This is a genomic window from Kitasatospora sp. NEAU-69 (assembly GCF_057158765.1).
This window is the reverse complement of sequence record NZ_JBWXUE010000004.1, coordinates 81,989-94,139: the sequence shown is the minus strand read 5'-3', so window position 1 is coordinate 94,139 and position 12,151 is coordinate 81,989. Positions and strand designations below refer to the sequence as shown.

Annotated in this window: 8 protein-coding genes and 1 tRNA gene; 3 read left to right on the top strand and 6 right to left on the bottom strand. The window is 72.1% G+C overall.

Features of this window, described 5'->3' with window-relative positions; all coding sequences use genetic code 11:
• Window positions 1-57: 57 nt before the first annotated feature.
• Both AC060L_RS06350 and hisN read left to right on the top strand, forming a co-directional pair.
• The gene (locus AC060L_RS06350) at window positions 58-381 is read left to right on the top strand and encodes a DMT family transporter (RefSeq protein WP_483797518.1); all 324 of its coding nucleotides are present in this window, start codon (window positions 58-60) and stop codon (window positions 379-381) included.
• Between the two features lie 90 nt (window positions 382-471).
• A complete protein-coding gene (gene hisN, locus AC060L_RS06345; RefSeq protein WP_483797517.1) occupies window positions 472-1,269 on the top strand; it encodes a histidinol-phosphatase in 798 nt (265 codons plus the stop codon).
• 97 nt (window positions 1,270-1,366) lie between these two features.
• On the opposite strand, the gene AC060L_RS06340 is transcribed toward hisN, so the two are convergent.
• A complete protein-coding gene (locus AC060L_RS06340; protein ID WP_483797516.1) occupies window positions 1,367-2,845 on the bottom strand; it encodes a catalase in 1,479 nt (492 codons plus the stop codon).
• A 101-nt stretch (window positions 2,846-2,946) separates the two neighbouring features.
• Here AC060L_RS06340 and AC060L_RS06335 point away from each other — a divergent pair, with 101 nt between their 5' ends.
• Complete coding sequence (locus AC060L_RS06335) at window positions 2,947-3,396, top strand: Fur family transcriptional regulator (RefSeq protein ID WP_483797515.1); 450 nt, start codon at window positions 2,947-2,949, stop codon at window positions 3,394-3,396.
• 46 nt (window positions 3,397-3,442) lie between these two features.
• Here the strand turns inward: AC060L_RS06335 and AC060L_RS06330 are convergent, their stop codons facing one another.
• From AC060L_RS06330 to AC060L_RS06310, 5 genes are all read right to left on the bottom strand, one after another.
• On the bottom strand, window positions 3,443-5,179 hold the full coding sequence (locus AC060L_RS06330) for a tetratricopeptide repeat protein (RefSeq protein WP_483797745.1): 1,737 nt from the start codon (window positions 5,177-5,179) through the stop codon (window positions 3,443-3,445).
• Window positions 5,180-5,717: 538 nt separating this feature from the next.
• The gene (locus AC060L_RS06325; protein WP_483797514.1) at window positions 5,718-7,775 is read right to left on the bottom strand and encodes a glycosyl hydrolase family 18 protein; all 2,058 of its coding nucleotides are present in this window, start codon (window positions 7,773-7,775) and stop codon (window positions 5,718-5,720) included.
• 78 nt (window positions 7,776-7,853) lie between these two features.
• Window positions 7,854-9,425, bottom strand: coding sequence for a chitinase (locus AC060L_RS06320; RefSeq protein ID WP_483797744.1), 1,572 nt, complete (start codon window positions 9,423-9,425; stop codon window positions 7,854-7,856).
• Window positions 9,426-9,729: 304 nt separating this feature from the next.
• Window positions 9,730-11,739 (bottom strand): AfsR/SARP family transcriptional regulator, encoded by a 2,010-nt coding sequence (locus tag AC060L_RS06315; protein ID WP_483797513.1) that lies wholly within the window; start codon window positions 11,737-11,739, stop codon window positions 9,730-9,732.
• A 296-nt stretch (window positions 11,740-12,035) separates the two neighbouring features.
• Window positions 12,036-12,109 (bottom strand) — tRNA-Met (locus AC060L_RS06310).
• Window positions 12,110-12,151: the final 42 nt, after the last annotated feature.

Sequence of the window (12,151 nt, the reverse complement as noted above, 5' to 3'; positions counted from 1 at the left end):
CGCCGGTGATTGGTGATCATAGGGAGAGTCGGCCGATCACACCGAGGAGGCGAACCGATGGCATGGCTCATGGTGATCCTCGCCGGACTGCTGGAGACCGGCTTCGCGGTGAACCTCAAGCTGAGCCACGGCTTCACCAAGCTCGGTCCGACCATCGCCTTCGCACTCTTCGCCCTCAGCAGCTTCGGCCTGCTCACCCTCTCCCTCAAGCAGCTCCCGGTCGGCAGCGCCTACGCGGTCTGGACCGGCATCGGCGCCGCCGGCACCGCGATCTACGGGATGATCTGGCTGGACGAGTCCAGCTCGGTGCTCAAGCTGGTCTCCATCTCACTGGTCGTCGCCGGCGTCGTCGGCCTCCAACTGAGCGGCTCGGGGCACTGAGGCCCTGAGCCGCGCCGGGCGCTGAGACCGCGAGCGTCCGGCACGCGAGCCGAGCTGTCGGTCCTGCGGGCGGCTCGGTACTGTTCGAGCATGGCCGACTACCACGATGATCTCCGCCTTGCCCATGTTCTCGCCGACTCGGCCGACTCGGTCACGCTGGAGCGCTTCCGGGCACTGGACCTGAAGATCGAGACCAAGCCCGACCTGACGCCGGTGAGCGACGCCGACAAGGCCGCCGAGGAGCTGGTGCGCAGCGTGCTGCAGCGGGCCCGGCCGCGCGATGCGGTGATGGGCGAGGAGTTCGGTCTGGTCGGGTCCGGGCCGCGGCGCTGGGTGATCGACCCGATCGACGGGACGAAGAACTACATCCGCGGCGTGCCGGTCTGGGCCACGCTGATCGCGCTGCTGGAGGTCGGGCCGGACGGCGAGGAGCAGCCGGTGGTCGGCATCGTCTCGGCGCCGGCGCTGCAGCGGCGGTGGTGGGCGGCGAAGGGGCTCGGCGCGTTCGCCGGGCGCAGCCTGGCCAAGGCCTCCCGGATCCACGTCTCCGGCGTCTCCCGGATGGAGGACGCCTCGCTCTCGTACTCCTCGCTCAGCGGCTGGGAGGAGCGCGGCCGGCTCGACCCGTTCCTCGACCTGACCCGGGCCTGCTGGCGGACCAGGGCCTACGGCGACTTCTGGTCGTACATGATGCTCGCCGAGGGCTCGGTCGACATCGCCGCCGAGCCGGAGCTGAGCCTGTGGGACATGGCCGCGCCGTGCATCGTGGTGCAGGAGGCGGGCGGGCGCTTCACCGGCCTGGACGGCATCGACGGCCCCGGCGGCGCGGACGCCGTCGCGTCGAACGGCATCCTGCACGACGAGACCCTGCGCCGGCTGAGCGTGTAGCCGTAGCCGTAGCCGCGGTACGCATGGCGGCACGCATGGAAGCGGGCCCGACGATCAGTCAGCTGATCGTCGGGCCCGCAGTATTCGGGGGTGCGGACTACTGCTGCTTGCGCAGCTCGCGCACCGCCGCCTCCAGGCGCTGACCGTAGTCGGCGTCGGCCTGGCGGAAGTTGCCGATCGCGCGCTCGACGATGTCGTCGCGGTCGGCGGAGACCTTGGCGATGAAGCCGGCCAGGTTGGCGACCAGGCGCTGCTTCTCGTCCTCGGAGAAGAGCCGGTACAGGTTGCCCGCCTGCACGAAGTCGCTGTCCTCGCTGTGCGAGGGCGCCTCGTGGTTGCCGGTCAGGCCGCTGACGGCGGTCGCCGACCAGAGCGGACGGCCGGTCTCGACCGGGCCGCCGAAGGTGTTCGGCTCATAGTTCTTCTGGCGGCCGTGGCGGCCGTCGTAGAGGTAGCCGTCACGGCTGTTGTTGCGCGCCTCGGTGGCGTGCGGGCGGTTCACCGGCAGGTGGTCGGCGTTGATGCCGACCCGGTAGCGGTGCGCGTCCGCGTACGCGAACAGCCGGCCCTGCAGCATCTTGTCCGGGGACGGGCCGATGCCGGGCACGAAGTGCGACGGCGAGAAGATCGACTGCTCGACCTCGGCGAAGACGTTGTCGGGGTTGCGGTTCAGCTCCAGCTTGCCGATCTCGATCGGCGGGTAGTCCTCGTGCGGCCAGACCTTGGTCAGGTCGAACGGGTTGAAGCGGTAGTTCGCGGCGTCGGCGGCCGGCATGATCTGCACCTGCACGGTCCAGGTCGGGAACTCGCCGCGCTCGATCGACTCGCGCAGGTCGCGCTGGTGGCTGTCCGGGTCCTCGCCGGCGAGCTTCGCGGCGTCCTCGGCCGTCAGGTTCTTGATCCCCTGGTCGGTCTTGAAGTGGTACTTCACCCAGAAGTACTCGCCGGCCTCGTTCTGCCACTGGTAGGTGTGCGAGCCGTAGCCGTTCAGGTGGCGGTAGCTGGCCGGGATGCCGCGGTCGCCGAAGAGCCAGGTGACCTGGTGGGTCGACTCGGGCGACAGGCCCCAGAAGTCCCAGACGTTGTCCGCCTCCTGCGAGCCCGTGTACGGGTCACGCTTCTGGGTGTGGATGAAGTCGGGGAACTTGATGGCGTCCTTGATGAAGAACACCGGGGTGTTGTTGCCGACGAGGTCGTAGTTGCCGTCCTCGGTGTAGAACTTCAGCGCGAAACCGCGCGGGTCGCGCACCGCGTCGGCCGAGCCGAGGTTGCCCGCCACCGTGGAGAAGCGCAGGAAGGTCTCGGTCTGCTTGCCGACCTCCCCGAGGAACTTCGCCCGGGTGTACGGCGTCACGTCCGCCGTCACCGTGAAGGTGCCGTAGGCCGCCGCACCGCGGGCGTGCACCACGCGCTCCGGGATCCGCTCGCGGTTGAAGTGCGCGAGCTTCTCGAACAGCTGCTGGTCCTGAATCAGAGCCGGGCCGCCGATGCCGGCGGTCTCGGTGTTCTGGTTGTCGGCCACGGGCGCGCCGGCCTCAGTGGTCAGGGTTGGCCGCAGCTCGTCCTGGGCAGTCATGGGAGCACCTCCGCGTTATCCGGTCGTGTGACACGATCCTAACTTGGACTCTGTCTAAGTCAACACTAGACCTAAGTTCGGAACTTGATATCGTTTGTTCCATGAGCGATCTCTTGGCACGTCTACGCGAGCAGGGCTGGCGACTCACCGCACAGCGGCGCGTCGTGGCCGAGGTCCTCGACGGGGAGCACGTCCACCTGACCGCCGACGAGGTGCACGCCCGCGCGGTGGCCCGGCTGCCCGAGATCAGCCGCGCGACGGTCTACAACACGCTCGGCGAACTCGTCACGCTCGGCGAGGTGTTGGAGGTCAGCACCGACGGCCGCGCGAAGCGGTACGACCCCAACGCGCACACCTCGCACCAGCACCTGGTCTGCTCGGCCTGCGGCACGATCCGTGACGTGCACCCGAGCGGCGACCCGCTGGCCGCGCTGCCGGACGCCGAGCGCTTCGGCTTCCTGCTGGCCGGCGCCGAGATCACCTACCGCGGGCTCTGCCCGGACTGCCGCACCGTGCTGGAAGACGGCGCGCAGCAGCGCGCGACGCGCTGACGCACGCCGAACGCGCCGGCTCGGGCGCCCGGCTCACGCGCTCAATTCACGCACTCAATTCGGGGTGCAGCGCGTCCAGCAGTCGCGCCGCGCGCTCGGCGACCTCGGCGGGGCCGTAGTCGGCCGCCCGCCGGCACCAGTTCTCGGCCTGCACCGGCTCACCGCGCCGCAGCGCGAGCAGCGCGAGGCGCAGCGCCGCCCGGCCGTGCCCGGCGTCGGCGGCCCGGGTGTACCAGAGCATCGCCTCCGCCTCGTGCTCCTGACGGGCGAGCAGCAGGCCGAGGTTGAACGCCGCACTGCGGCTGCCGCTCTCGGCGGCCCGGCGGTACCAGCTCTCGGCGATCTCCAGCGCGCCGCGCTCGGCGGCCCGCACCCCCATCCTGACCTGGGCCCGGGCGTGCCCGGCGTCGGCCGCGACCGCGTACCAGTGCTCGGACTCGGCCGGCACGTCCCCGCGCCGGTCCAGCAGCGAGCCGAGCCGGAACGCGCCCTCGGCCGAACCGCCGGCCGCCGCCTGGCGGTAGCGGTCCAGCGCGGCCGGCAGGTCGCCGCGCTGCTCCTTGGCGACGGCCAGCTGCAGCGCCGCCTCGCCGTGGCCCTCGGCGGCGGCCCGGGCGTACCACTCCTGGGCCTGCTGGTGCTCGCCGCGCCCGGCGTGCAGGATGCCGAGGTTGAACGCGCCGTCCACGCTGCCGGCCTCGGCCGCCTTGGAGAACCAGGGCTCGGCGCCGGACTCGTCGCCGCGCTGCAGCAGCACCACGGCCAGCGCGTTGCAGGCCTCGCGGTGTCCGGCGTACGCGGCCCGGCGGTACCACTGCTCGGCCTGCGCCTCGCGGCCGGCGTTCGCACAGAGCAGGCCGAGGTTGAACGCGCCGTTGTGGTCGCCGGCGTCCAGCGCGGCGCGGTACCAGCGCTCGGCCGCGGTGTCCTCGCCGCGGGCCGCGTGCAGCGCGCCGAGCGCGTTGGCGGCGTTGCCGTCACCGGCCTCGGCGGCCTCCTGCCACCACTCGGCGGCGGACGGCAGGTCGCCGGAGTCGCGCAGCAGGAAGCCCAGCGCGCAGGCCGCCCGGGCCTCGCCGTTCTGCGCGGACTGCCGGTACCAGCGGGCCGCCTCGTCGCGCGCGCCGCGCTCCTCCACCAGCACGCCCAGGCGCAGCGCGGCGCGGGCGTGGCTGCGCACGGCCGCGGTGCGGTACCAGGTCTCGGCGCTCTCCTTGTCGCCGGCCGCCTCGCGCATCCGGGCCAGCCGGTAGGCCGCCTCGCGGTGGCCCGCGTCGGCGGCGGCCTTGAACCAGCGCTCGGCGCGCACGTCGCGCCGGTGCTCCATCAGATCGCCCAGCGCGTAGGCACCGAGTGCGTGCCCCTGCTCGGCGGCGAAGTGCAGCCAGTACTCGGCGGCCTCCTCGTCGCCGTGGTCGCGCAGGTGCAGGCCGAGCGCGTGCGCGGCCGGGGCGCTGCCGGCCACCGCGGCCTGGCGCCACCACTGGCCGGCCTCGGACCGGTGGCCGCGCTGGTGCAGCAGCACGCCGAGGTTGTTCGCGGCGGCCCGGATCCCGGCCGCCGCGGCCCTGCGCAGATACGGTTCGGCATCGTCGAGGTCGCCGCGCCGCAGCAGCAGCGCGCCGAGCAGACTGGCCGCGTTCGGGTCGCCGGAGTCGGCGGCGGCGCGGTGCCTGGTCTCCAGCTCGGCGGACTCGCGGGCGGCCAGCTCGGTCTCGAAGCTGCCGGTGGCGAACGCGGTGGCCTCCGCGGCCTCGACCGCCTCGGCACCGCTCTCGGGCATCACGGCCGGCGTGCTTGTCCCGACTGTCGAGGCCGTCGCGACCGGGGCCGGGTACGGGCCGCCGACCTGCGGGACCGGCACGTGCACCAGGCTCTCCGGGCCGTAGGAAGCCCCCTTCGCCCGGCCGGCCAGGCCGCGCTGTGCGGGCACGGGGGCGGTCAGCGCGTCGCTCTCACCGGAGCCGGAGCCGGGCTCGTTCCTGCCGATCAGCTTCATGCCGACTCCCGCTCCCCCCGAGTGCCGCGGCATCCGCTGGGGACACTTCTGTGCTCACGACCCGTCAGCAGTCGCGCACCGTCCCCCACATGGTCCATCGTCGCATCACCCGAATACCCGCGTACACCTGCCCGCCGCGATTTCGCCGAGCCGGGCCGAAGCCGGCGAGATTGCTTCAGCGCTTTGTCGATTTCCCGACACTTGCGCCTCACAAACCCCCATAGGCCATGGGATGTACCGAGCGTCCGCCAATAGTACCGGAGGCGGTACCACCGCTTATGGTGGCACCGCCTCCGTCGTCACCGCTTCGGCTCACGGAGTATCAGTTGACGCTGAAATCATCCGCGTAGTACGTACCCTGCCCGTACCAGCCGTGTACCCAGACGGTTACAGAGGTGACCGAGGCACCGGTGGTGAACTTGGTCGAGAGCTGGCTCCAACTCGGGCCGCTGGTCCAGGTCGAGGTGTCCGCGCCGGAGCCGGTCACCCCGATGTAGGTGTAGTTGCCCTGCACCCAGCCGGAGAGCGTGTACGTGGTGTTCGGCTTCACCGTGACGGTCTGCGAACACTGCGCGTCGTCGCTACTGCTCGCAGCGCCCGCCAGGGCGTACGAGCCGGAGTGCACGGGGCTCTTCACCACCGAACCGAGGTTTCCGGTGCAGGTCCACGGGGAGAGCGCGCCCGACTCGAAGCCGCCGTTGGCCACGATCGTGCCGCCGGGACCGGTCGGGGTGGAGGTCGGGGAGGAGGTCGGCGACGAGGTGGGGCTGGACGTGGGGGACGAGGTCGGGCTGGAGGTGGGGCTGCTCGTCGGCGACGAGGTGGGCGAGGAGGTCGGGCTGGCGCTGGGGCTGCCCGTCGGCGGGGGCGCCGGGCAGTTGGACGCGGACCCGTTGGTGTCCGTCACCATCGCGTTGAAGAGCGTGGCCGCCGGATCGAGGTCGTACAGCGAGAAGGCGAACGAGCCGCCCAGGCCGTTGCAGTGCAGGTAGTCCGCCTTGGCCTGGATCGACTGCGCGTCCTCGCCGGTCCAGAAGTTCGTGCCGTCGTAGAAGTACGCGGCCTGCGCGACCGGGTCCCAGAAGGTGTCCGACGCGTTGTCCACGACGCCGCCGAGCTCCTTGTACATCCGGGTGCCCGCCACGTTGCCCGAGTCCGCGGCTCCGGGCGCGGGCCCGGTCGCGGTCTGGAACAGGCCGTGCTGGGAGCCGGCCGGCACGCCGGTCCAGCCGCGGTAGTAGAACGGCACGCCCATGTTGAGCTTGTTCGCCGGGAAGCCGCCCGGGATCCCGTACTGCGGATCGCCGACCGTGTACGCCTTGACCGCCTCGTCGATCGAGTACTTGCTGGTGCCCGGCGGGATCGCGGTGGACGGGTCGGCGGGGTTGTCGTACAGCGGCGCCTGGTGGTTGGTCGGCCCGGTGGGCTCCCAGCCGCCGTGCATGTCGTACGTCATCGCGTCGCCGAAGGTCAGGTACTGGCCGATCCGGTCGGTCTGGATGTTGGCCATCTTGTCCTGGCCGGCCGGGAGCGCGGCCGAGAGCGCATAGCTCTTGCCGTCGGCCGCACCCTGGGTGTTCAACTCCGAGCGGAACTCGGCCAGCAGTGCGGTGTAGTCCTGCTTGTCGGCCGTCGAGGAGTGGTTGCCGACGTGCCCGCCGCCGCCCGGGTACTCCCAGTCGATGTCGAAGCCGTCGAAGATGCCGGCCCCGGTGCCGTTGCCGCCGTAGCCGTTCTGCGAGGGGAGGTTGCCCTTGATGAACATGTTGATGCAGGAGCTGACCAGCGCCTTGCGCGAGGCGTCGGTGGCCGCCGCGTCGGAGAAGTACTTGGAGTACGTCCAACCGCCGATGCTCAGCAGCACCTTGAGGTTCGGGTACTTCGCCTTCAGCTCCTTGAGCTGGTTGAAGTTGCCGACGATCGGCTGGTTCCAGGTGTCGGCGGTGCCGTTCACACTGGTGTCCGAGCCGAAGGTCTTGCCGTAGTCGGCGTACGAGTCACCGGCGCCGTCACCCGCGTTCGGGTTGTTCTCGTCCTGCGAGGCGGCCGAGTTGGCCTCGAAACAGGTGTGGTTCACCGGGTCGATGTTCTCGAAGTCGTAGATCAGGTAGTTCAGTTTGCCGGCTTCACCGGTGGTGTCCACGTTCTTCAGGTAGAACGCGTTCTGGTAGACCGACCACTGGTCGTAGTAGGCCACCTTGATGCCGCCCGAGGTGGCCGGCGCGCCTGTGGTGTTGGTCGCGGCGGCCTGTGGGGTGGCCGTGCTCCCGGTGGCCTGGGTGGCCTGGGCGTGGGCGATGCCGAGCACCGACAGGGCGCCGCCGAGCAGCAGCGCGGCTGCCGAGGTCACCGCCCATGCCGGTCGTCTGTTTCCGTGCATGCGGTCTTCTCCTGTGCTGTGGGGGTTGGAGAACCGTGCTGGGCCCGCTGTGGGGGCGGGCCGACTTCCGACGGTCGGTCAGCTCATGCCGTGGAGGTGGCCGCCGACCGTGGTCGCGATGGAATTGCCGTTGCTGGCATCCCAGTTGGTGGACCAGGTCATCGCTCCGCCGATGCCCGGCCAGGTGTGTGAGGGCTTGAAGGAGCCGCACTTCGTCCCGCTCGCGAGGCAGTCCAGCGCGTTGTCCACGGTGGACGGCGAGACGTAGCCGCTCCCGGCCGCGCTGGTCGAGGCCGGCACACCGAGGCCGACCTGGCTGGGCGCCAGCCCGCCCTGGAGCTGGATGCAGGCGAGCGCGGTCAGGAAGTCCTCGCTGCCCTCGGAGTAGACGTTGCCGTCGCAGCCGTTCATCGAACCGCTGTTGTAGTACTGCGTGTTGACGACGGTGAGGATGTCCTTGGTGGCCAGCGCCAACTGGAAGTACTGCGTGCCGGTGGACTGCATGTCGATGGTCTGCGGCGCCATGGTGAGCACGAAGCCGCTGCCCGTCTTCGCAGCGAGCGAGTGCAGCGCCTGGCTCATGTACGTCGAGGTGACGCCGTTCTCCAGGTCGATGTCGACACCGTCGAAGCCGTACTGCTGGATCAACGCGTAGGCGCTGTTCGCGAAGTTCGTCGCCGAGGTGGAGTCGCCGACCGAGATGGTGCCGTTCTGGCCGCCGACCGAGAGGATCACCTTCTTGCCGGCCGCGTGCTTGGCGGCGATGTCGGCCTTGAACTGCGCGTCGGTGTAGCCACCGAGCTTGCCCGCCAGCGTGCTGTCCAGCGAGAAGGTGATGCCGCCGGGGCTGGCCGGGTCGGCGGTGGCGAACGCGACCGCGATGATGTCGTAGGCCGGGTTGACGTCGCTGATCCGCTGGTCGGTGGCGCCGTTGTCGAAGTCCTGCCAGTAGCCCGTCAGCAGGTGCTTGTTGCCGCCAGGTCCCGTGGGGGTGGAGGTGGCGGTGGGAGTACCGCTGGACGTCGGCGTACCGGTGGAGGTCGGACCGCCCGTGGCCGTCGGGCCGCCGCTCGACGTCGGCGTGGACGAGGTGGGCGGCTGCGTCGTGGGGGGCGGGGGCGGGGTGCCGGGGCCGCTGAGCACCAGGTCGTCGGCGCCGTACGCGCCGGTGCCGTACCAGCCGTGCAGGTAGATCGTCACGCTGGTGGTGGCGGAGCCGGTGCTGAAACCGGTGGTCAGCTGGTTCCACGCGGCGTTGGTGCTCCAGGTGGAGGTGTCGGTGCCACCGGTCCCACTGTCGCCCAGGTAGACGTAGCTGCCCTGCACCCAGCCACTCAGCGTGTAGCTGGAGTTCGGCCGCACGGCGACCTGCTGGGAGCACTGCGCGTCGTCGCTGCCGGCCGGCGTGGCCTGCAGTGCGTACGAGCCGCTGTGGACCGGGCTGGTGACCACGGCCCCGGAGCCGGCCGAACAGCTCCAGCCGGTCAGGTTCCCGGACTCGAAGCCCGGGTTCTGCAGCAGGTTGACCACGGCGGCACTAGCGCTGCCGCCGCCGGCGAGCAGCACCGCACCGCTCGCCGCGAGCGCGAACGCCGCCGTACCGGCCAGCGCGGCACGGTAGCCGCGACTCGGCGCGCCGGGTCTTCTCATCGTTGCTCTGGTCGCTCTGGTCGCACGGTGGATGGGCACAGTGCAGCTCCTCGGTTCGGCGGGCCGGCGCGGGTGGGGCCGGGCCGGGCCACGCGGACGGAATCCAGGCAGCAGGGAGCGGGCCTCCTGCGGTACGGCCCGCCCCCGGGAAACTCCGGCACAGCCCGCCCCAGAGGGACCCGGATCACAGAGTGGACTAGACCAAATACCCGGTCAAGGGGAGCCGGTGGGCCTGGCCCGACCGAGCCGCCGTCAAGGCCGCGCGGACCTCGGCGGCTGCCGGCCGGAGCGGTGTCACCGCAGCTCAGACGGGTCGAGCGGGCGGGCGTTGGGGTTCGGCCGACATTCGGATTCCATCCGCCGTCCATCCGTCGCCCGGCTGCGCACCACCTTCCGGCTGCGCACCTCCATCTGGCAGCGCACCGCCTCCTGGCTTCGCACTGCCGCGCGCGAAGAGCTCGGTCAGCGGGTGCAGCAGGTGCCGGCCGCCGGGTGCCGTCTGGAGCAGGCCGTACTCGGCGAGCAGCTCGAGCAACTCCTCCACCGGGGGCCCGGCCACCCCGGCCGCGTCGGCGGACCGGCCGGACGCGAGCTCGCGCAGCAGCGCCATCGCGGCCGCCCCCTGCGGTCGCTCGCGCAGTCGCCGCTCGGCCTCGGCGAGCGCCTCCAGCACGCCCCGGCCACCCGGGCTGAGTTCGCCGAGTCTGCGGCTCTCATCGGCCAACCTCTCGACCAGCGCCGCGACTGCGCGCCCGGCGGCGATCCGCGCGGCGGCCGACCGGAGCGCGAGTGGCAGCCCGGCGCAGGCTGCCAGCACGGTCCGCAGCTGCTCCCCCGGCCCGGCTCCACCACCCGCCCCACCGCCCATCCCACCGCGCGCGCCGCCGGCCTCCGACACCTCGGCGGCGCCGACCCCGGCCGCCGCCAGCAGCCGGCGGAGCAGCCGCCCCGCCTCCACCGGGCCGAGCCGGTCGAGCGGGACGCGCCGCGCACCGGGCAGCCCGGCCAGCCGGCCGCGTGCGGTGACCAGCACCGCGCAGCTCGGCGACCCCGGCAGCAGCGGCGCCAGCTGTGCCTCGTCCCGGGCGTCGTCGAGCACCAGCAGCAGCCGGCGGCCCGAACTGACGGACCGGAAGAGCGCGGTCAGCCGCTCGGGATCATGCGCGGACACCTCGTCAACGTCACGACCCAGATCGGCCAGAAACCGTCGGATCAGCTCATCGGGCGGCCGCGGCCGGCCGGCGCCGTCGTGCAGCACGGCGTGCAGCTGGCCGTCCGGGAACCGCTCGCGCCAGCGGTGCGCGGCATGCACGGCCAGCGCGGTCTTGCCGATCCCGGGTGGCCCGCTGACCACCGCCACCGGTACGGCGCCGGTCACGGCACCGCCGCCGAGCAGCCGCCCCAGGGTCCGCAGCTCGCCCGCCCGGCCGGTGAAGTCGGCTAGATCGGAGGGGAGTTGAGCCGGGCGCAGCGGCTGGAACCGGACCGGATCCGGCGCCGACACCGCGACGGGCTCCAACTCCGGGTCGGTGCACAGGATCCGGCGATGCAGCTCGGCCAACTCCCGCCCCGGCTCGAGGCCCAGGTCGTCGATCAGCAGCTGCCTGGTCTCCGTGAACACCGCCAGCGCCTCGCTCTGCCGCCCGGCCCGGTACAGCGCCAGCATCAGCAGCGCGCGCAGCCGCTCCCGGTGCGGATGCGCCGACGCCAACAGCCCCAGCTCGGCGACCACTTCGTGGTGCCGCCCGAGCTGCAGCGCCAGCTCGTGCCGCTCCTCCTGCACGGCGAGCCGTAGTTCGGCCAGCCGGCCGCGGTGCAGCGCGGCGAACGGTCCGGGCAGCCCGTCCAGCGCGCCGCCGCGCCACAGGGCCAGCGCGCCGTCCAGGGCGGCCAGCGCCGCGGCCGGCTCCCCGGCGGCCCGCCGGTCCCGGGCCCGCTGCCGGGCCGCCTCGAAGTCGTGCAGATCGAGGCCGCCGGGAACCACCGACAGCCGGTAGGCGGCCCCGCGCGAGGAGAGCACTCCGTCGAGCGCGCGGCGCGGCCGGTCCGGCTCCAGCACCTGCCGCAGCCGGGAGACGTACGTCGCGACCAGGCCGGGCGACTTCGCGGTGGCCCGGCTCCCCCAGACCGCCTGCACCACCTGCTCGCGCGAGACCGGCTCGTTCGCGCCCAGCAGCAGCACCGCGAGCACCGCCCGCTGCATCGCCGGCCCGGCGTCGCACTCCAGGCCGGCCCGCCGGACCACCAGCGGCCCGAGCAGCTGATAACGGAGCTCGCCGTACCGCCGCTCGGCGCCCGCCTCCCCCGAGTCCATCGACCCGCTCCTCTCCGCCCCGGAGCGCTACGGCGCGCCGAACCGCCGAGCCACCGAGTGGCCCCACGGTGGACTAGACCATCAGCCGCGTCAACAGCCTGGGGAGAAAAACTTGTCAGGACGGCGACAAGCAGGGCGACCTCGGCCCGCGACCACCGGCGGGGCGCTGCGGAGGAACCACCCGGCAGCGCCCGGAGAATTCCGGAGAACCCGGCGGGAGCGCTGCGAAACGATCTGGGAAACGGCCCGGAAAACGTCGAAGGCCCGGAGACGAATCTCCGGGCCTTCGACGAGAGTAGCGGGGACAGGATTTGAACCTGCGACCTCTGGGTTATGAGCCCAGCGAGCTACCGAGCTGCTCCACCCCGCGTCGTTGTGTTCAAACCATAGCACGATCACGGGGACCCCCGCG

Bases quoted from the DNA above. Each gene is read 5' to 3' on its own strand.
- AC060L_RS06340 (WP_483797516.1), bottom strand. From the start codon at position 2,845: ATGACTGCCCAGGACGAGCTGCGGCCAACCCTGACCACTGAGGCCGGC.
- hisN (WP_483797517.1), top strand. From the start codon at position 472: ATGGCCGACTACCACGATGATCTCCGCCTTGCCCATGTTCTCGCCGAC.
- AC060L_RS06330 (WP_483797745.1), bottom strand. From the start codon at position 5,179: ATGCCCGAGAGCGGTGCCGAGGCGGTCGAGGCCGCGGAGGCCACCGCG.
- AC060L_RS06335 (WP_483797515.1), top strand. From the start codon at position 2,947: ATGAGCGATCTCTTGGCACGTCTACGCGAGCAGGGCTGGCGACTCACC.
- AC060L_RS06320 (WP_483797744.1), bottom strand. From the start codon at position 9,425: ATGAGAAGACCCGGCGCGCCGAGTCGCGGCTACCGTGCCGCGCTGGCC.
- AC060L_RS06315 (WP_483797513.1), bottom strand. From the start codon at position 11,739: ATGGACTCGGGGGAGGCGGGCGCCGAGCGGCGGTACGGCGAGCTCCGT.
- AC060L_RS06325 (WP_483797514.1), bottom strand. From the start codon at position 7,775: ATGCACGGAAACAGACGACCGGCATGGGCGGTGACCTCGGCAGCCGCG.
- AC060L_RS06350 (WP_483797518.1), top strand. From the start codon at position 58: ATGGCATGGCTCATGGTGATCCTCGCCGGACTGCTGGAGACCGGCTTC.